Source organism: Azospirillum largimobile (assembly GCF_977007025.2).
Genome location: NZ_CDRMUA020000001.1, coordinates 670,165 through 689,841, shown reverse-complemented (window position 1 = coordinate 689,841; position 19,677 = coordinate 670,165). Strand labels below are relative to the sequence as shown.

At 68.1% G+C, this 19,677-nt stretch carries 13 protein-coding genes; 4 read left to right on the top strand and 9 right to left on the bottom strand.

Going from position 1 to position 19,677, the window contains the following annotated elements:
- Positions 1-86 precede the first annotated feature (86 nt).
- From recJ to ACWPKK_RS03230, 5 genes are all read right to left on the bottom strand, one after another.
- A complete protein-coding gene (recJ, locus tag ACWPKK_RS03250) occupies positions 87-1,883 on the bottom strand; it encodes a single-stranded-DNA-specific exonuclease RecJ (protein WP_452001012.1) in 1,797 nt (598 codons plus the stop codon).
- Between the two features lie 240 nt (positions 1,884-2,123).
- Complete coding sequence (locus ACWPKK_RS03245) at positions 2,124-4,175, bottom strand: molybdopterin-containing oxidoreductase family protein (protein WP_452001010.1); 2,052 nt, start codon at positions 4,173-4,175, stop codon at positions 2,124-2,126.
- A 171-nt stretch (positions 4,176-4,346) separates the two neighbouring features.
- The gene (locus tag ACWPKK_RS03240) at positions 4,347-5,645 is read right to left on the bottom strand and encodes a TRAP transporter large permease (protein WP_310114444.1); all 1,299 of its coding nucleotides are present in this window, start codon (positions 5,643-5,645) and stop codon (positions 4,347-4,349) included.
- Positions 5,642-6,211, bottom strand: coding sequence for a TRAP transporter small permease (locus tag ACWPKK_RS03235; protein ID WP_310114446.1), 570 nt, complete (start codon positions 6,209-6,211; stop codon positions 5,642-5,644). The genes ACWPKK_RS03240 and ACWPKK_RS03235 overlap by 4 nt, the downstream gene beginning before the upstream one ends.
- A 239-nt stretch (positions 6,212-6,450) precedes the next feature.
- Entirely contained in the window at positions 6,451-7,473 is a 1,023-nt protein-coding gene (locus ACWPKK_RS03230) for a TRAP transporter substrate-binding protein (protein ID WP_452001009.1), read from the bottom strand.
- A gap of 176 nt (positions 7,474-7,649) precedes the next feature.
- Here ACWPKK_RS03230 and ACWPKK_RS03225 point away from each other — a divergent pair, with 176 nt between their 5' ends.
- The 3 genes from ACWPKK_RS03225 (at position 7,650) to ACWPKK_RS03215 (ending at position 12,191) form a co-directional block, all read left to right on the top strand.
- Positions 7,650-9,767: a PAS domain S-box protein gene (locus ACWPKK_RS03225; protein ID WP_452001007.1), complete on the top strand. Its 2,118-nt coding sequence runs from the start codon at positions 7,650-7,652 to the stop codon at positions 9,765-9,767.
- A complete protein-coding gene (locus ACWPKK_RS03220; RefSeq protein ID WP_324865546.1) occupies positions 9,764-10,360 on the top strand; it encodes a response regulator transcription factor in 597 nt (198 codons plus the stop codon). The genes ACWPKK_RS03225 and ACWPKK_RS03220 overlap by 4 nt, the downstream gene beginning before the upstream one ends.
- Positions 10,361-10,484: 124 nt before the next feature.
- A complete protein-coding gene (locus ACWPKK_RS03215; protein WP_452001005.1) occupies positions 10,485-12,191 on the top strand; it encodes a sensor histidine kinase in 1,707 nt (568 codons plus the stop codon).
- Positions 12,192-12,256: 65 nt separating this feature from the next.
- Here ACWPKK_RS03215 and ACWPKK_RS03210 read toward each other — a convergent pair whose 3' ends face one another.
- Complete coding sequence (locus ACWPKK_RS03210; protein WP_452001003.1) at positions 12,257-13,573, bottom strand: pentapeptide repeat-containing protein; 1,317 nt, start codon at positions 13,571-13,573, stop codon at positions 12,257-12,259.
- A 559-nt stretch (positions 13,574-14,132) separates the two neighbouring features.
- Here ACWPKK_RS03210 and ACWPKK_RS03205 point away from each other — a divergent pair.
- Positions 14,133-14,768, top strand: coding sequence for a DUF882 domain-containing protein (locus ACWPKK_RS03205; protein ID WP_452001002.1), 636 nt, complete (start codon positions 14,133-14,135; stop codon positions 14,766-14,768).
- A gap of 70 nt (positions 14,769-14,838) precedes the next feature.
- Here the strand turns inward: ACWPKK_RS03205 and ACWPKK_RS03200 are convergent, their stop codons facing one another.
- The 3 genes from ACWPKK_RS03200 to ACWPKK_RS03190 form a co-directional block, all read right to left on the bottom strand.
- Complete coding sequence (locus tag ACWPKK_RS03200; protein ID WP_452001000.1) at positions 14,839-17,304, bottom strand: hypothetical protein; 2,466 nt, start codon at positions 17,302-17,304, stop codon at positions 14,839-14,841.
- A gap of 280 nt (positions 17,305-17,584) precedes the next feature.
- The gene (locus ACWPKK_RS03195; protein ID WP_452000999.1) at positions 17,585-18,085 is read right to left on the bottom strand and encodes a DUF934 domain-containing protein; all 501 of its coding nucleotides are present in this window, start codon (positions 18,083-18,085) and stop codon (positions 17,585-17,587) included.
- Positions 18,072-19,574, bottom strand: a complete 1,503-nt coding sequence (locus tag ACWPKK_RS03190) for a nitrite/sulfite reductase (RefSeq protein ID WP_452004706.1) — start codon at positions 19,572-19,574, stop codon at positions 18,072-18,074. The genes ACWPKK_RS03195 and ACWPKK_RS03190 overlap by 14 nt, the downstream gene beginning before the upstream one ends.
- Positions 19,575-19,677 lie beyond the last annotated feature (103 nt).

The window sequence follows — 19,677 nt, the reverse complement described above, 5'->3', positions numbered from 1 at the left end:
AGTGCTTGTTTGGAAAGGCAGCGGCAGTCCCTCCCCCGCCCAGCGGGGGAGGTTAGGTGGGGGTATCGCCAGCCGACGATGTTCCTCTACGCCGACCGCGCAGGCGCCGCGTCGTCGATCAACAACTGCACGCCCTCGGACCCGTTCCAGCGGTCGATGCGCAGCACCCCGGCGAGGTGGAAGGGGGTGCCGCGGCCGGTGAGCAGCGCCTGCCCCATGTCGCTGTCCAACGCGCGGAAGGCGATGGACTTCAGCCGGGCGCCGTCATTCCCCTGCAGGATGCAGCGGACATGGTTGGCGCCAACCACGTCGGCGCGCACGACGCGGGCGTCGGCGATGGCGAAGCGCGGTTCGGAGTTGCCGGTGCCGTAGGGGCCGAGCTTGTCGAGGGTGGTCACCAGACCGACGCTGGCGCCGCCGACCGACAGGGCGCCGTCCAGTTCCAGCGTCGGCACCAGCGGCGCGGATGCCACCTGTTCGGAGATGCGGCCGTGCAGGAAATCGCGCAACGCGTCGATCTTGTCGCCGGCCACGGTAAAGCCGGCCGCCATGCGGTGGCCGCCGCCGGCCAGCAGCAGCCCTTCCTGCCGGGCGGCGATCACCGCGGATCCCAGATCGACACCGCGCACGGAGCGGCCCGACGCCTTGCCGATGACGGTGCCGTCGGCGGTTTCCTCCAGGGCGACGACGCAAGCAGGGCGGCTGTAGCGCTCCTTCAGGCGGGCGGCGACGATGCCGATGACGCCGGGGTGCCAGCCGACGCCGGTGACGAAGACCAGATCGGTCTCGCGCCCGGCCTCGGCGGCGACGCGCTCAAGCGCTTCGTCGAGAACCGCCTGTTCGATTGTGCGGCGTTCAGCGTTGTGGCCTTCCAGCCGCTGGGCGAGTTCCATCGCCTCGATGGGATCGTCGGTGGAGAGCAGGCGGGCGCCAAGGTCGGACGCCCCCACCCGGCCGCCGGCATTGACGCGGGGGCCGAGGACGTAGCCGGCATGGTAAGCGTCGGGCTTGTCCTTTACCCCGGCCACATCGGACAGGGCGGCAAGGCCTGGGTTCGCGCGCCGCGCCATCACCTTCAGCCCCTGTGCCACCAGCGCGCGGTTGAGGCCGGTCAGCGGGACCACGTCGCACACCGTGCCGAGCGCCACGAGGTCCAGCCATTCCATCAGGTTGGGTTCTGTCCGGCCGCTGTAGAAGCCGGACTGGCGCAGGGCGCGGTTGACGGCGACGATGGTGATGAAGGTGACACCGGCGGCGCAGAGCGTGCGATAGGTGCCGTCCTCGTCAAGCCGGTTGGGGTTGACCAGGGCGACGGCGGGAGGCAGGCGCGGTTCGGCGGCGTGGTGGTCGAGAACGACGACCTCCAGCCCGGCGTCGGCGGCAGCCTCCAGCGCCGCAAAGGCGGAGATGCCGCAATCGACGGTCACCACCAGCCGCACCCCCTCCCCTTTCAGCCGCAGCAGCGCCGCGGCGTTCGGGCCATAGCCTTCGGTGATCCGGTCGGGGACATAGACGCGGATGTCGGCGCCGAGCGCGCGGAAGAAGCGGCGCAGCAGAGCGGCGGAGGTGGCGCCGTCGACGTCGTAGTCGCCGAACACCGCCACCGGCTCGCCGTCGCGGATGGCGCGGGCGATGCGCTCGGCCGCCGGGTCCATGTCGCGGAAGCGCGAAGGGTCGGGCAGCAGAGCCTTCAGCGTCGGGTTGAGGAAGGTGTCGCAGGTCTCGTCGGTGACGCCACGGGCGGCCAGCACCCGGCCGACGATCTCCGGCAGCCCGCGCCCCTGGGTCAGCGCCTGCGCCTGCCGCTCGTCGCAGGGCCGCGCCTGCCAGCGCTTGCCGGACAGGGAGTTGGCGACGTTGAGGAAGGCGGCGGCTTCGGTCATGGCGGTGCTGCACGGTCTCTCTGGGATGGGGGCACAGCCATAGCAGAGATGGGCGCGCGGCGCACGGCGGGTGTGGGCAAGGGTGGGATGTGGGGGTGGGGAGTTGTCGAGTTGGGTGCCCCCTCCCCATCCCTCCCCCGCTTCGCGGGAGAGGGAGTAGGAGCTTTGCGGGAGTGTGGCGGAGTTCCCTCTCCCGCGGAACGCGGGGGAGGGTTAGGGAGGGGGCACCCGCTACAGAACCTACGCCGCCCGCATCCACACCGCCGTGTCGTGGAACGCCGCGCCGCCCGCGGGCGGAACCGGCTCCGGCGAGGTCAGGCTGTTGATGCCCATGCCCTCGACGAAGGCGCTGTTGGGCCAGATGCCTTCGACGATCACCACGCCGCGCGGCACGCCGGCGAAGGGCTTGGCATGGACCACGACGCTGCCCTGCGGGTTGCCCAGCCGCACCGCGTCGCCGTCGGCCAGACCGAGCCCGGCCGCGTCGTCCGGGTGGATCAGCGCGGTGGGCCGGCCTTCGCGGCGCTGGGCGGTCAGCGTCTCGGTGAAGGAGGTGTTGAGGAACTGGCGCGCCGGGGCGGTGACGAGACGGAACGGATGCTCGGCGTCGGCATCGCGGCCGGGAGGCATGTGGTCGGGAAGCTCCGGCATGCCGCCATAGGGGCCGAGCGCCGCCCAGTCGGGGGCGAAGCGGAACTTGTCGTCGGGATGCGCGAAGCCGTTGAGGAAATGCGAAGTCTCGAAATCCGGCTGGGCGTCGATCCAGCGCTGCTCGGTCAGCGTCGCCGCGTCGCCCAGGTCGGACGCCTTCAGCATGGCGTCGATGATCTCCAGCGCGGTCTTGCCGAATCCCTGATGCTCGGCGCCGACGCGGCGGGCGAGTTCGGAGATCACCCAGTGGTTCTCGCGCGCCTCGAACTGCGGCTCGATCACCTTGCGGCCGATCAGGATGTGCATCTGGCCGCCGCCGCGGTAGATGTCGTCATGCTCCAGGAAAGTGGTGGCGGGGATCACCAGATCGGCCAGCTTGGCCGTGTCGGTCATGAATTGCTCATGCACCGCGACGAACAGATCTTCGCGCAGGAAGCCCTGGCGGACCCGGGTCGAATCCGGGCAGATCGTCACCGGGTTGGTGTTCTGGATCAGCATCGCCGTCACCGGCGGGCCGCTGGTCAGGTCGCGCGGGTCGCCGGTCAGCACCGCACCGATGCGCGACTGGTCGAAGCTGCGCACCGACGTGTCGAGACGGTCCAGCCCCTCCGACAGGGTCTTGTCCAGCTTGTAGATGCCGGACGAGCAGTAGAGCGCGCCGCCGCCCTTGTGCTGCCACGCCCCGGTGACCACCGGCAGGCAGGAGACGGCATGAACCTGCGCCGCGCCGTTGTGGGCGCGCGACAGGCCGTAGCCGACGCGCAGGTAGCTGCGCTTGGTGGTGCCGTAGAGGCGGGCAAACTCCTCGATCTCCGCCACGGTCAGGCCGGTGATCCCGGCCGCCCATTCGGGGGTGCGGGTGGCGAGATGCGCCTCCAGCCGGTCGGTGCCGGCGGCGAGGCGGTCCAGATAGGCGCGGTCGGCGTAGCCGTCGCGGAACAGCACATGCATCACCGCGCAGGCCAACGCCCCGTCGGTGCCCGGCCGCAGCATCAGGTGCAGGTCGGAAACTTCGGCCGTGCCGGTGCGATAGGGGTCGATGGTGACCAGCTTGGCGCCGCGGCCTTTGCGGGCGCGGCTGACATGGGTCATGACGTTGACCTGGGTCGCCACCGGGTTGCCGCCCCAGTTGACGATCAGGTCGCTTTCCGCCATCTCGCGCGGGTCGGCGCCGCGGATGTCGCCATAGCCGGCGAGCCAGCCCATGTTGGCCGGCGTGTCGCACACGGTGCTGGTCTGGCGCGAATAGCCCTTGGCGTGGCGCAGCCGCTGGATGGCGCCGCGCTGCACCAGACCCATGGTGCCGGCGTAGAAATAGGGCCAGACGGCTTCGGGGCCGTGAGTGCGCTCGGCGGTCAGGAAGGCATCGGCGATGCGGTCCAGCGCCTCGTCCCAGCCGATCTCCGCCCACTGGCCGGAGCCCTTGGGGCCGGTCCGCAGCAGCGGGGTCTTCAGCCGGTCGGGGGAATGGACGCGCTCGGCATAGCGGCTGACCTTCGCGCAGATGACGCCGGCGGTGTAGCTGTTCTCCGCCGCCCCCCGCACCTTGCCGATGCGATCGGGGGCGAGGCGTTCCACCTCCAGGGCGCAGGTGCTGGGGCAGTCGTGCGGGCAGGCTGTGGGCAGGAACTGGGCCGACAAGGCTAACCTCTGGTCTGGCTGGCGGCGGGAGAACTGCAAGTTTAGGCCCTGCCGCGCGCCCGCTTCAATGCACAACAATGTATGGGTACAATAAAGAGGGGCCGCGAAGTCCCCTTCCGAACTTCGCGGCCCCAACCGCTCGGGCGAAAAATCCCCAGACGACTTGCGGCTTTACATCACGCCGATCAGGCGCGGGAACCAAAGCGAGATCGCCGGCACATAGGTGACGAGACCGAGGAAGATCAGCATCGTCAGCAGCCACGGCCACACCGCGACCGTCAGCTCCGTAATGCCCATCTTGGTGATGCCCGAAGCGACGTAGAGGTTCAGGCCCACCGGCGGGTGGCACATGCCGACCTCCATGTTCACGATGATCAGGATGCCGAAATGCACCGGGTCGATGCCCAGCGACATCGCCACCGGGAACAGGATCGGCGCCATGATCAGGACGATGGACGACGGCTCCATGAAGTTGCCGGCCATCAGCAGCACGATGTTCACGACCAGCAGGAAGACCCAGACGCTCAGGTTCTGGCCCTGGATCCAGGCCGCCATGCTCTGCGGGATCTGCTCCGACGTCATGACGAAGGAGAAGAGGACCGCGTTGGTGATGATGTAGAGCAGCATCGCCGACATGCTGGCGCTGTCCAGCAGCACCTTCGGCACGCGGGTGAGCGGCATGTCGCGGTAGATGAACACCGCCACGATGAAGGCATAGACCGCGGCCATCGCCGCCGCCTCGGTCGGGGTGAAGATGCCGGTGTAGATGCCGCCCATCACGACGACGATCAGCAGCAGGCCCCAGAAGCTCTCCCGGAACGCCAGCCAGCGCTGCCGGGCGCTCGCCTTGGGCAGGCGGGGATAGCCGAACTTGCGGGCGCGGTACCAGGTGGTGAAGCCGAGGAAGGCCGCCAGCATCAGGCCCGGCACCACGCCGGCCAGGAACATCTGGCCGATGGAGGGCGCCTGCGGATGGCCGGTGGTGGCGACGCAGTACATCACCATCACGATCGACGGCGGGATCAGGATGCCGAGCGCGCCCGAGGTGGTGACGACGCCGGCGCCGAAGTTCCGCGGGAAGCCCTGCGCCACCATGGCCGGCAGGATGATGGAGCCGATGGCGACCACCGTCGCCGGGCTGGAGCCCGACACCGCCGCGAACAGGGCGCAGGCCAGCACGCCGGCCATGCCGAGCCCGCCGTGCCAGTGCCCGACCATGGACGTGGCGAAGTTGATCATGCGCCGGGCGACGCCGCCATGGGTCAGGAAGTTGCCGGCCAGGATGAAGAACGGGATCGCCATGATCTCGAACTTCTCGATGCCCGTGAACAGCTTCAGCGCCACCGCGGCGACCGGCACGTCGGTCATCAGGAACAGGAAGGACAGAACGGTCAGGCCGAGCGAGATGGAGATCGGCATGCCGGTGAGCATGAGGGCAATCAGCAGCCCGAAGATGATGAGCGCGTTCACGCCGGGCCTCCCTCGTTGGCGGCTTCGACCGGGTCGATGCCGTCGACCTGGGCATGATCGTGGTGGGGCAGTTCGCCGGTCCGGATGAAGGTCCAGGCGACCTGGAGGAAGCGGAAGCACATCAGGAAGGAACCGAGCGGAATGGCCAGATAGACCAGCCACATCGGCAGTTCCATGTCGGCCGACACCTGTTCGGTCTCGGCGATGTGGTAGACGAAATTGGCGCCGAGAGCGCCGACGACGCCGGTGAACAGGGCGCCGGCCAGCAGGCCGAAGACGACGAAGCGGCCGCGGATGTCCGGCCGCAGCCGGTTGATCACCACGTCCACGCCCACATGGATGCCGGTGCGCACGCCATAGGCGGCGCCGAACTTGGCCATCCACACGAACATGTAGATGCAGACTTCCTGGGCCCAGGCGAGGTTCCAGTGGATGACGTAATCCTGGATGACGGCCACGCCGGACAAATAGCGGTGCATGACCGCCACGAAGATGACGAGCGTCGCCGCCGCCATGAGGGAGGCGATCAACGTCTCCTCAAGGCGGTCGAGTATTTTCATAAGCATGTCGGGGGGATCTCCCGGTCGGCGGAGATGGTGTCAGGTATGCTGGAGAGCCGCGGCACAACCCGCGGCGCGCCATTCGGCCGTCATCCCCGCGAAGGCGGGGATCCGGGCGGCTGCCGGAGCTCACGTATCGGGAAGTCCGGATCCCCGCCTTCGCGGGAATGACGGCCGAATGAGGCGGATGCCGGTTCGGTGCGGGCGCGCCTTCCGGCGGGAAGACGCCGCCCGCCCGCAAGCCCTTACATCTTGAAGCCGGCGGCGGCGGCTTCCTTGTAGATCGATTCGATCAGGTCCTTGCCGACGCGGGATTCGGCGTCCTTGTGGACCGGCTTCAGGGCCTTGATCCAGGCTTCGCGCTCTTCCTTGGTCGGGGTGTGGAAGGCGGTCTTGCCCGACGCCTTCATCTGGGCCAGCGAGACGTCGTTCTCGTTCTGGGCGATGTCGTTGGCGTAGGCGGTCGCCTCCTTCATCGCACCTTCCAGGCCGGTGCGGACATCGGCCGGCAGGCCTTCCCAGAACTTCTTGTTCACGATGACCGCATAGCCGAGATAGCCGTGGTCGGTCAGCGTGGCGTTCTTCTGCACCTCATGCATCTTCTGGGTGTACATGTTCGACGGCGGGTTTTCGGTGCCGTCGACGACGCCGGTCTGCAGCGCCTGGTACACTTCGGAGAAGGCCATCACCTGCGGCAGGGCGCCCAGCGCGCGCATCTGGGCGTCCAGCACCTTGGACGACTGGATGCGCATCTTCAGGCCCTTCACGTCCTCCGGCTTGGTGACCGGCTTGTTGGCGCTCATGATCTTGAAGCCGTTGTCCCAATAAGCCAGGCCGATGATGCCCTTGGTTTCCAGCTTCTGGAACAGCTGCTTGCCGATCGGACCCTCGGTCACGCGGCGCAGGACGTCCTTGTTCGGGAAGATGTAGGGCAGGTCGAAGACCTCGAATTCCTTGGCGCCCAGCGGACCGAACTTGGCCAGCGACGGGGCCAGCATCTGCACCGCGCCCAGCTGCAGAGCCTCAAGTTCTTCCTTGTCCTTGTAGAGCTGGCTGTTCGGATAGACCTCGACCTTGACCTTGCCGTTGGTCGCCTTCTCGGCAAGTTCCTTGAACTTCTCGGCACCCTTGCCCTTCGGCGTCTCCGGAGCGACGACGTGGCTGAACTTGATCACGATCTGGTCCTGGGCCCAGGCCGTGGACAACGCCATCGGGGCCGACATCATGCCGCCGACCGCCACCGCGCACAGGAGCTTCACGAGTTTCATAGGTGCGTTCCCCTCTGGTGTTGATTATCCGTCGGGCGGAATGTCCCGCCTTGAACTTGTTGCGCATTGTTCATGATCTGACGAATTGCGGCTATTGTGGATATCCGCAGAGTCGGCCTATCCCACTTTCGTCCGGCCCTATCGTCCTCCGCCTCCACACTTTCGTGTCGATCCCGATGCCGCAGCCCGACCGCACCCCCGGCTCCGCCGCCCTGCCCGCCTCCCGATCCGGGCGGGCGGTGCCGCACGCCATGCCGCTGGTGGCGATGGCGCTGGTCGTCGTCCTGCTGGGTGCCTTCCTGTGGCTGCTGCAGCGCAACGAGCGGGACGAGGAGGCGCTGGCCCTGATCAAGGACGCGCTGTGGGTGGAGCAGAACCTGCATTTCCAGCTGGCATCCGACGAGGACAAGCTGGAGAGACTGGCGGAGACGCTGGGCCGGACGGAGGTGGACCTGCGGCAGTTCGCCGCAATGGCCCGGCTGGTGGTGAACACCAACCCGGCGATCGAACGGGTGCTCTGGCTCGACCCCCAGGGCCGCACCATGCTGGCGGAGCCGCCGCTGCCCCAGGACGGCACGCCGGGCGCGGACGGCCCGCCCGACGACAGGCTGACCCGCCATGACGCGATGCGCATCGCCCGGTCCACCGGCCTCAGGGCCTATGGCGCGCCCTACCGGATCGACGTCACCGACCGCGGGTTCGACGTCGCCTTCCCGCTGTTCCGCGACGGCGTCTTCGCCGGTGCGCTGGTCGGCGTCTTCTCGTTCGAGGCGATGCTGACCCACCATGTCCCCTGGTGGTTCGCCCAGCGCTACCAGCTGGAGGTGATCGACGTCACAGGCACCGTGCTGGGGGCGAAATCGCGCATGGTGGTGCCCGGGTCCATGACAGGTCCGGCACCCGATCCGGCCAGGAGCCATGTCATCCCCTTCGATCCGCCCGGCCACGGGCTGGCTCTGGTCGCCACCGCCTACCCCAGCGAGTCCAACGTCACCCGCACCGTCCTGGTCGCGGCGATCTTCGCGCTGACCGGATCGGCGCTGTGGAGCCTGTGGTCGCTGCGCCGCCACATCGCCGGTCGCCTGCGCGCCGAGGAGGCCCTGCGAGAGGAGCATGCCTTCCGCAAGGCGATGGAGGACAGCCTGACCGTGGGCATGCGCGCCCGCGACCTGGAAGGGCGCATCACCTACGTCAACCCGGCCTTCTGCCGGATGGTCGGCCTGGCGGCCGAGGATCTGGTCGGGCGCGGCCCGCCGATGCCCTATTGGCTGCCGGAGGAGATCGACCGGGCGGAGGCCGCCCTGCAGGACGTGCTGGCCGGGCGCGCGCCGGAAACCGGGCTGGAGATGCGGTTCCGGCGCGCCAACGGCGAGCGGTTCGACGCGCTGATCTACGAGGCGCCGCTGATCGACGCCAACGGGCGCCAGACCGGCTGGATGGGCTCCGTCCTCGACATCACCGAACGCAAGCATGCCGAGGAGCTGGCCCGCCAGCAGCAGGAGCGGCTGCAGCAGACCTCCCGCCTGATCACGATGGGCGAGATGGCCTCCACCCTGGCGCATGAGCTGAACCAGCCGCTGTCGGCCATCGCCAGCTATTGCACCGGCTGCCTGAACCGCCTGCGCTCCGGCCGGTTCGACACCGACGAGGTCGCCGCGGCGCTGGAGAAGCTGGCCGCGCAGGCCAAGCGCGCCGGGCAGGTGGTGCGGCGAATCCACGACTTCGTGCGCAAGCGCGACCCCAACGTCGCCCCCTGCTCCCTCGCCCGCGTGCTGGAGGATTGTGTTGGGCTGACCGGCGCCGACGCCGCACGGCTGGGCGTGCGGGTGGAACTGGACGCCCCGGCCGACCTGCCGCCGGTCACCGGCGACCGCATCCTGCTGCAGCAGGTGGTGCTGAACCTGATGCGCAACGGAATCGAGGCGATGGCCCGCACCCCGCGCGACGACCGCCGCCTGACCGTCACCGTCCGCCGGGAGGGAGGGGGGGACGAAGCCGGGGACGGCGTGCTGCTGACGGAGATCCGCGACCGCGGATGCGGTGTGGCGCCCGATGTGGCTGAGCGCCTGTTTTCCCCTTTCTTCACAACTAAGCGCGAAGGTATGGGGATGGGCCTGAACATCTGCCGCTCCATCGTCGAGCACCACCGCGGACGGCTGTGGTTCGAACCGGTGGCGGAGGAGGAGGATGCCCCGGACGGCAACTCCGCCGGGACACGTTTCCTGTTCACCCTGCCGGTGCATGCCCAACCCTCGGGCCGAGTTTCAGACCAAAGCGCAGAGGCCGCAGAATGACCACGCTCCACATCGTCGACGATGACGAGGCGATCCGCGACGCGCTCGGCTGGCTGTTCCAGTCGCGCAACGTGCCGGTGGCCGGCTGGCCCTCCGCGGAAGCCTTCCTGGAGGGGTGGAGGCCGGATATGGCCGGCTGCCTTCTGCTGGACATCCGCATGGAGGGGATGAGCGGGCTGGAGCTGTTCGACCGGCTGCTGTCCAAGGGATGCCGGATGCCGGTGATCTTCCTGACCGGCCATGGCGACGTCCCGATCGCCGTCAGCGCCCTGAAGAAGGGAGCCCGCGACTTCGTGGAAAAACCCTTCAACGACAACGAACTGGTCGACCGGGTGATCGACGCCCTGGCCTTCGACGCCGAACAGCGCGAGCGCGAGGCGGGACAGGCCGGGCTGGCGGCGCGGCTGGCGACCCTGACCCAGCGCGAACGGCAGGTGATGGAGCTGGTCGTCGCCGGCCGCCTGAACAAGGTCATCGCCGACGAGTTGGGCATCAGCATGCGCACGGTGGAGGTCCATCGCAGCCATGTGTTCGAGAAGATGCGCGTCAAGACGGCGGTGGAACTGACCCGGCTGCTGACCGGTGCCGCGTGATCTGGTGGGTGACCCGGGATTTGACCGGGGGCGCCCCCGGCCTGCCCCGCCTGCCACGTCCCCGACCATTCCTTGCCACTCCGGTGGTGCCTTAGCAGTGGAGCGTCGACGGTTGCGCCTGCGGTTGCCCGGTTCCCTGCTCGCCATCGGCGTGGCTGTGACCACGCCCCTGCTGCTGTTCGGCGCCATACTGGTCTGGCAGCTCGACGCCCGCGAGCGCGGGAAGATGGAGGGCGAACTGCAGTCGGTGGCGCAGTCGCTGTCGCTGGCGGTCGACCGTGAACTGGCGAGCCAGCTGCGACCACTGGAACTGCTGTCGGCCCTGGTCCAGCCCAGCGTCGGCGATCTGCGCGCGCTGTATGACGAAACCACCGCTGCCGCCCACAGCCAGAACGGTTGGCTGGCGATGGGGCTGATCGACACCGACACCGGACGTTTCGCCTTCCACACCCATTACCCGCTGGGCGTCCAGCCGCTGCCGCCGCCGCGGCAGGACGAGATCACCCGCCACGTGATCGAAAGCCGCCGCGCAGCGATCGGCGGCGTGCTGCCGCCGGGCGGGCCGCCGGGGCGACCGTCGCTGATCCTGCGCGCGCCGGTCCTGCAATACGATCCGGCCGCCGAGGGCGACCGGGTGCGCTATGTCCTGTCGCTCGCCCTGGGGCTGGAAGGGCTCGGCGGCGCGCTGCAGACCCGCAACACCCCGCCGGAATGGACGGTCACGGTCATCGATCCGACCATGCTGATCGCCGCCCGGTCGCGCGATGCCGCAACCCATCTGGGCCAGCGCGTCTATACGGCCCTGGAGGCACGCATCCGGATCGGCAGCAACAGCATGTTCTCCGGCAAAACGAAGGACGGCCAGGAGGTCCATGCCGTCATCCACCGTTCCGCCGAGACCGGATGGTCGGTGGTGCTGGGCGTGCCGTCGGCGATCGTGCAGCAGAGGCTGAACGCCCTGCGCATGACGGTGGTCGGCGGCGCTGCCGCGGCCTGTGCCGCGACGCTGGGATTGGCCCTGCTTGTGGCCCGCGCCTACCGCCGCCGCCGCAGCGCCGAGGAGGAGGTGCGCCGCGCCCGCGAAGCCGTTCTGATCGAACAGCGCCGCCGGCTGGAATCCGAGAAGGAGCATGCCGAGGCCGCCAACCGGGCCAAGAGCGAGTTCCTGGCCAACATGAGCCACGAGCTGCGCACGCCGCTGAACGCCATCATCGGCTTCGCCGAGGCGCTGATGTCCGGCATCTTCGGCCCGGCCCCGCCGAAGCATGTCGAGTACATGACGGCGATCCACCAGTCCGGCCGGCACCTGCTGGACCTCGTCAACGAACTGCTGGACATGGCGAAGATCGAGGCTGGGAGGCTGGAGCTGTTCCCGGCCTGCGTGCCGGTGGGCGAGCTGCTGGACGACTGCATGGGGCTGGTGGAGGCGCTGGCCCTGCGCAAGGGCGTGACGCTGACCGGCGACGGCATCGACCGGACCCTGCAGGTCACGGCGGACGGGGTCCGCATGCGGCAGGCGGTGCTGAACGTGCTGTCGAACGCCATCAAGTTCACCCCCGCCGGCGGTGCCGTGCGGGTGGAGGCAGCCGCCGGGCCGGACGGCAGGGGCGCGGTCATCGTCATCGCCGACACCGGAGTCGGCATGACGGCCGACGAGCTGCAGATCGCGATGGAGCCGTTCCGGCAGGTCCACAATTATCTGACCAAGGCCGAGGCGGGCACCGGACTGGGGCTGCCGTTGGCCCGCCGCTTCATCGAGGCCCATGGCGGCACGCTGACCCTGGACAGCACCCCCGGCGTCGGAACCACGGTGACGATACGGCTCCCATGAGAAGCCGGCTGCCGTGATGGGGCTGGCTGCCGTGAGGGAGGACTGGCGTTCGACCCCGGAGGTTCCTACCCCCGCCGGGGCGGACGGCCCGGAAGCATGGCGCGCTGCAGCTTGGCGCCGGCAAGGTCGGCGCCGTCCAGGTCGGCGCTGTCGAGATTGGCGTCGGACAGGTTGGCCTGGACCAGGCAGGTCCCGACCAGCAGGGCGCCGCGCATGTCGGCCCCCATCAGGTTGGCGGCCCAGGAGCGGCCGGTCGGGCGCCCCGACGGGTCCTTGATCGCCGCCGGCCCCAGCCGCACCCGCGTCAGGTCGGCGTTGGTGAGCACGGCAAAGCTGAGATTGGCGCCGGACAGGTCGGCGCCCATCAGGTTGGCGCCCTCCAGATTGGCGCCGGACAGGTCCGTCATCATCAGCCGGGCGCCGGTCAACGCCGCCGCCGACAGGTTCGCCCCGCGCAGGGAGGCGGCGCTGAGATTGACGTTGCGCAGGTCGGCGCGGCTGAGGTCGGCGCCGTCCAGGTCGGCACGCTGGCCGCGCTGGCCGACGCTGTCGATCCAGCGTTCATGGTCGAAGATGGCGCGCTGAATCTCCGATCCGATGCTGTCGATCGGACGGGTCATCTGCGCAGTGGCGATCCGGGTGGAGGACAGGTCGCAGTCGGCCATGCGGGTGCCGACCATGTCGGCCTTGTCGAAGCGGGTGCCGTCGAGCGACGCCCCCGACAGGTTGGCGCCGTTCAGCCGCGCACCGGTCAAATCCGCGCCGTTCAGGACCGCCCCCGACAGGTCGGCGTTCTGCAGCACGGCTCCGGTCAGCTCGGCATCGGACAGGTTGGCGCCGCGCAGCACCGCACCGGTCAGGTCGGTGGGGATCCCACCCTCGGCCGTCGTGCCGTTCTGCAGGCGGGCGAGCGCCGCCTTGTGGAGTTGGCGGGCGCTTTCGGCGTCCTGTCCGCTGGGGGCATCGGGGCCGGTGCCGCGCCTTGCGCTGCCGCCCGGCTCCAGCGTGCCGGCGCGCAGGTCCGCCCCCTTCAGGTTGGCGTTGGAGAAATCGGCCGCGCGCAGGCGGGCGCCGCGCAGATCGGTCTGCATCAGGTTGGCGCGGCTGATGTCGGCATCGCGCAGATCGACGCCGAACAGGTCGGCGCCGGCCAGATTGGTGCCGTTCAGCCGGCCGCGGGCCAGCCGCGCGCCGACCAGACGGGCGCCGCGCAGGTCGCGCTGCGACAGGTCCACACCCTCCAGGTCGGCCATGGCGAGGTTGGCACGGGCACCGCCCGGCTGGCCCTTGATCCAGCGGGCGTGCCGGTCCAGCACCTCGGCCAGTTGATCGGGCCGAAAGAAGGACACGGTGGAAGCGGTAGGGGCGGAGGCGGTGGGCACGGGCAGGTTGACGCCGTGAAATTGGTTACATCGCGACAATCATGCGATTCATTCCTTACCGAAGGCTGAATGAATCTCCTTTTGCGCTCACTCTTTCGGAGGATGCGGTTCGGGAGTGCGCCGCTATGGCGTCCGGCCGGGCGGAGCGGCGCAGGCCGAGGTCCGTCATGAAAAACAGAAGCTCTGCCATACGGATGTCCGAGCCCTTCCTTCCGGTCCGGCAGGGTCATTCTACGGTGACGCTCCCGAGTCGCGCACGTTACGGTTCTGTAATCGAACCAGCTGCGAACGAGTCGCGAACAGCTTCGATTCAGCATCCGGGTCGGCCTGCCCGCCGTTCGGCGGAAACCCTGGACTCGGCCGAAAACCGGCAACGGTTAAGCAATGGTTTCTTGACAGCAAAGGCCACAGACATCCTAAAAGTGTCCCACCTTTCGGACTAACGCACCGCAGCACGCCCTGACCTTGGCCGGGGTGTGGCTTTGGCCGTAACCGGGATGACGGGCTCCGAAGGACGGAGACGGCGCCCCGGAGCGGAAAAACGGGATATGAAGGAAGAATGATGAAGGATGCGGACGCCCGGTCGACCACGACCGCACGCCCGAGCGCTGGCGAGAGCCACGCCACCGAACGCCGTCATCTCGATCGCCGCTCTCTTCTGCGCGCCGGGCTGGGCCTGGCGGCGGTCGCCTCCGCCGGGGGAACCCTGTTCGCGAGCGAGGAGGCCGAGGCCGCGGCGCTCCGCGCCCCACCGCGGATGCTGTCCCTGGTGAACCTGCACACCGGCGAGAAGGTCAGTGCCGAGTACTGGGCGAAGGGCCGCTATGTGCGCGATGCCGTGCGGGCGATCAACCACCTGCTGCGCGACCACCGCAACAACTCGGTCCATCCCATCGACCCGAAGCTGCTGGATCTGGTCCACAACCTGAGCCGCAAGATCGGCCGCAAGGGTCCGATCGAAATCGTTTCCGGCTACCGTTCGCCGGAATCCAACGCGATGCTGCGCGAAGCCGATCACAGCGGCGTCGCCCAGAACAGCTTCCACATGCGCGGCATGGCCATCGACCTGCGGGTGCCCAAGATGTCCACCCGTCAGCTTCAGCGCGCGGCGCTGAGCCTGCGTGGCGGCGGCGTCGGCTATTACCCCGACAGCAACTTCGTCCACGTCGACGTCGGCCCGGTCCGCCATTGGTGAGCGGGCCTCCGTCGGACTGCGGTCGCGGGCGATGCCGGGGTCGGAGAGCCGGAACTTTCCGACACCGATATCAGATGTCGATCGTGTCGCCGTCGTCGCGGTAGGCGTAGCGGTAGGCGGGAGTGGTCTTGCTCCACCCGATCCAACCCGCCTTCTTGGGATTGCCGGTGCCGACGCCGGTCCACTGTTCGATGGCGATGTAGCCGTACCCCTGCAACTTCTCCATGAGTTTCGCCACGTCGTCGGCCCTGGCGTCCGGCGAGACATCGGCATAGGCCAGCCTCAGCTCGTCCAGAACGCTGTCCGCCGAACGGTAGACCGGAGCGTCCTTGGCGAACAGCAGGGTAATGTGATCCACCTCGACCGGGCATTTGTCGATCGACCGGGCCAGCAGAAGGCAGATGTTCTCGGCGATGACATCGGTAGGCAGCGAGGCCGTACCGCGCATGACGTCGAAGATGATCTTCTTGCTGCTTTTCAAGTCGGGGAAGCTCTTCAGCAGGCGCATGGTCAGGATATAGGGCGACGGCTTGTCGTCCATGCAGCACTCCAGCACCCGGCGCAGATCTTCCTGCAGGATCTGGTCGCGGTGGACCAAATCGGGAAAGGTGAACTTGCGGATAGCCTTCAGTGTGCTCGATCTCGCCTTTTTGAACACGGCCCAGGTGAGGACATTGAACCGCGTGACGACGGCTTCGCCCGTGCTGAGGGACTCCAGAAGCTGCTTCCATCCGAGATCGACCAGCCGGTCGTAGCGCGCCATGGCCGCGTCCACGAAGCCCTGATATATCTGCGGCGTGACCGTCGGCCAGTCGCGCGGCGTCACCTCCATGCGCGCGCTGCCGCAGAGCGGGATGATCGGGTAACGAACCTCCTCGCCGGCTTCGTCGGTCTTCATCACGCGGCTGATCGGCTCGCCCACCGCATCGATGTGCGGATTGTTGTCGGGCAGGCCGAACCAGGACTGCAGGAATCGCTGACAGTTGCGGCGGCCCAGCTCGTAATCATGGCGCCGGAACTCGATGTCGAGGAAGCCGCCGAAGCCGCCCCACAGACCGCAGGCGATGGCCGCGGATTGCGACTTGGTGCCGACGAAGCGCGACGGGGAGATGCGCCACAGGTCGGCCCCGGTGTTGTCCAGAGCGCGCATCAGCACGTCGGGGCGGAAGCGGCTCTGTTCGACGAACATGCCGATCATCTTCGAGACGATCTTGGTCAGCCGGGTGTTCGCGCTCCCATCCGGATTGAGGCCGTCGATGGTCGGGGTCTCGGGGAAGGGACTGATCATCACGACGATGCGGTTGACTTCCGCCACATCGCTCGGCGCCCGTTCGGGGGGATTTTCCATCAGCGCGTAACGGGCGAGGTCGAAGGGATCGTTGTTGATGGCGCCGCCGTCCACCGCCGCGAACCGGTAATTCTCCGGCGGCTGCAGGACCGTTCCCTTCCCGGAGGAGCCGTTCCCCCACGGCCACTGGGGCTTGATCTCCTTGAACCGATCGGGAGGGATGCTCATCGGCCAGGCGCGCTGGTTGTAGTGTGACAGCGGAGTCACCAGGTCCAGGGCCGAGAGCCCGATCGGAAATGCCCCGGACGCGAGCGTGTTCTTCACCAGCCGCTTGCTGTTGGGCTGCGTATATTCCTTCGGCTTCTCCCCGTCCTCGCTCTCGAACCACAGCGAGCCCTCGTTCCGCGCCGCGGCGCCGCCGGCGTTCGAATCGACGGTGTAGCTGTAGGCCGCGTCCGACTGCGCCCATGGGCTGACGAAGGCTGCGCATCCCAGTCCCTTCAGGACGAAATGGGCGTGGTCGAGATGGTTCATCATGCCGTAGGCCGACCCGCCCATGCCGCCGCGCACCTCGATCTTGTAGGGGATGCCGCGGGTGTTGGTCTGGGTCAGGAGCACATGCAGGTTTTCGGCGATGTAGGGGCGCGGCGGCAGACGATCGGGGGCGCTCGCCGCCACCTCCAGGTCGGCCAGCGCCTTGCGGCCGATGTTCATCAGCGGCTGGGCGTTGAGAAGCGAGTACACGTCGCCCAGCTTGGTGCCGGCAGGCAAATCCGCATTGTCCAGCAGCCCGGGGATCGTCGGCGTCCCGTCCTCCGCCTGCTTTGCCGCGGCCTTGTCGGCATCGCTCTTCACGAAGGCCGGGCCGTCCACCCATGCCTGATAGAGTTCCGGCAGGACGTGCCAGGGGACCTTGCCGGCCGTTCCCGCCTCGTCACGCGCGGCGTAAATCGGGTCGTTCGGCCGGCGGGCCTTCGAAGGCCGCGCGCCCATGCCGGCGCAGAGCGAGCCGATGGAACTGGTGATGGCGCCGGCCGACGCGCCGGTCATGGTGGCGATGACGACCTTGTGATGGGGCACCGTCCGGGTGCCGTTGGCGATGTCCCGCTGTTTCGCTGCCTCCCATTCCTCCAGCGCTTCCACCAGGAAATCGAGCACGCCGGCGGAATAGGCGCCGGCGGAGATCGCCCCGGACATCGCGAGGCCGAGATAGATGGTCTTGTCTGGAGTCTGTGTTTCGGCAGCCATCAGCTTCGTTCCCCGTCATCGAATGCGACGGACGGCACGCCTTCGCGCGCGTCACATTAGGAGGAAACTCTCCTTCCGATAGAGGTAGAACGCAACGGAGGTTATATGACGAGATGAATCATCATGTTTAATCTCTGAAATTGCACCCTCTCCGACACGACCGGCGCGGCCTTCCCCTGCCCCGTCATTCGGAAAACGGAAAAAGGGCGCCGGATCCGGTCGGATCGGGCGCCCTTCGCTTCCCTGTGACGAACCGCCGGAAGGACCGGTGGAAAACGCCCTACCCCACCTTCAGCTTGCGGCGCAGCAGCGACAGCGGTGCCGTGTCGTCCAGGCTCGGCTGGAAGGCAATGGTGACCTCGGTCAACGCGTTGGCCCAGCTGTCCGGGTTGGTGCCCTCCGGCGCTTCGACGGAGGTGAAGCCGGTGCGGACGAGATAGAGATACTGGTCGGGGATGACATGGCCGACCGCGCGGATCTCGCCGGTGTAGCCGTAGCGCTCGCGCAGCTCGCGCGCGGTGGAGAAGCCGCGGCCGTCGCGGAACTTGGCGAATTCCACCGCCACCAGGGCGAAGCGGTCGAGATCGGCGGCGATGGCCCCTGCCAGCGTGCCGCTCTTCAGCCGCACGCCCAGCTTGGCGTTGCGGCCGTCGAAGCTGTCGCGCTCCCCCTGCCAGCGCTCGAAGTTGATGATGACCGGGCGGTCGTTGGGCACCGGCTCGCTGTCGGGGATGAAGCTCCAGGCGTCCTCGCCGATGCGCCCATTCTCAATCAGCGGCATAGATTCTCTCCTTGAACGGGGCATGGCCGACGCGCTTGAGGGTGTCGATGAAACGCTCGCCCTCGCCCGAGCGGTTGGCGAGATAGACGTCGACGATGGCCTCGATGGCGTCCACCGCCTCGGTCTCGGTCACCGCCGGGCCCAGGATGTCGCCGATGGCCGTGGTCAGCGTCGGGTCGCCGCCCACCGTGATCTGGTAGTACTCGGTGCCCTTCTTGTCGACGCCGAGGATGCCGATGGCGCCGACATGGTGATGGCCACAGGCGTTGATGCAGCCGCTGATCTTGATGCCGAGTTCACCGATGGTGCGCTGGCGGACCGGATCGGCGAAGCGGGCCGAGATCGCCTGGGCCAGCGGGATCGAGCGGGCATTGGCCAGCGCGCAGTAGTCCAGCCCCGGGCAGGCGATGATGTCGCCGATCAGCCCGGCATTGGCGCTGCCCAGCTCCGCGGCATCCAGCTGCTTCCACAGGTCGTAGAGGTCGTCCTTCTTAACATGGGCGAGGACGAGGTTCTGGACATGGGTGACGCGCAGTTCGCCGAAGCTGTAGCGCTCGGCCAGATCGGCGACGAGGTCCATCTGCTCGCAGGTGGCGTCGCCGGGGATGCCGCCGGCCGGCTTCAGCGAGATGGTGGCGATGGCATAGCCCGGCGCCTTGTGCTCCGCGACATTCACCGCCAGCCAGTTGGCGAAGGCCGGGTCGGATGCCTTTGCGCGCTCCAGCGCATCGGAATGGTCGGGCAGCTCCTCGAAGGGCGGCGGGGCGAAATGCTGGCGGATGGCGTCGACGACCTCCGGGTCCAGGCGGTACTTGGGCCCGCGCAGCCGCGCGAACTCCTCCTCCACCTCCTGGGTGAACTTCTCCAGCCCCAACTCGTGCACCAGGATCTTGATGCGCGCCTTATAGATGTTGTCGCGGCGGCCATACTGGTTGTAGACGCGCAGGATGGCTTCCAGGTAGGCGACGAAATCCTCCTGGGCCACCCACTCGCGCACCGGCTTGCCGACGAAGGGCGAACGGCCGAGACCGCCGCCGACATAGAAGGAGAAGCCGGGCTCGCCCTTGTCGTTGCGGCGCGCCAGCAGGCCGACGTCGTGGATGCGCACCGCGGCACGGTCGCTCTCCGCACCGGAGATGGCGATCTTGAACTTGCGCGGCAGATAGGTGAACTCGGGATGCATCGTCGTCCACTGCCGCAGGATCTCGGCATAGACGCGGCCGTCCACCACCTCGTCCTTGGCGGCGCCGACGAAGGGGTCGGTGGTGACGTTGCGCACGCAGTTGCCGCTGGTCTGCAGCGCGTGCATGTCCACCTCGGCCAGCTCATGCAGGATCGCCGGGGTGTCCTCCAGCTTGATCCAGTTGTACTGCAGGTTCTGGCGGGTGGTGAAATGGCCGTAGCCGCGGTCGTACCGGCGCCCGATGGCCGACAGCTTGCGCAGCTGGGTGGCGGACATCACGCCGTAGGGCACGGCGATGCGCAGCATGTAGGCGTGAAGCTGCAGATAGAGGCCGTTCATCAGCCGGATCGGCTTGAACTCCTCCTCCGTCAGCTCGCCGGACAGGCGGCGGTCGACCTGTTTGCGGAAC

What these genes read in the sequence shown, in the direction of transcription:
- recJ (WP_452001012.1), bottom strand. Translation starts at nt 1,883, where the DNA reads ATGACCGAAGCCGCCGCCTTCCTCAACGTCGCCAACTCCCTGTCCGGC.
- ACWPKK_RS03235 (WP_310114446.1), bottom strand. Translation starts at nt 6,211, where the DNA reads ATGCTTATGAAAATACTCGACCGCCTTGAGGAGACGTTGATCGCCTCC.
- ACWPKK_RS03230 (WP_452001009.1), bottom strand. Translation starts at nt 7,473, where the DNA reads ATGAAACTCGTGAAGCTCCTGTGCGCGGTGGCGGTCGGCGGCATGATG.
- ACWPKK_RS03225 (WP_452001007.1), top strand. Translation starts at nt 7,650, where the DNA reads ATGCCGCAGCCCGACCGCACCCCCGGCTCCGCCGCCCTGCCCGCCTCC.
- ACWPKK_RS03220 (WP_324865546.1), top strand. Translation starts at nt 9,764, where the DNA reads ATGACCACGCTCCACATCGTCGACGATGACGAGGCGATCCGCGACGCG.
- ACWPKK_RS03205 (WP_452001002.1), top strand. Translation starts at nt 14,133, where the DNA reads ATGATGAAGGATGCGGACGCCCGGTCGACCACGACCGCACGCCCGAGC.
- ACWPKK_RS03200 (WP_452001000.1), bottom strand. Translation starts at nt 17,304, where the DNA reads ATGGCTGCCGAAACACAGACTCCAGACAAGACCATCTATCTCGGCCTC.
- ACWPKK_RS03195 (WP_452000999.1), bottom strand. Translation starts at nt 18,085, where the DNA reads ATGCCGCTGATTGAGAATGGGCGCATCGGCGAGGACGCCTGGAGCTTC.
- ACWPKK_RS03190 (WP_452004706.1), bottom strand. Translation starts at nt 19,574, where the DNA reads ATGCTGCGCATCGCCGTGCCCTACGGCGTGATGTCCGCCACCCAGCTG.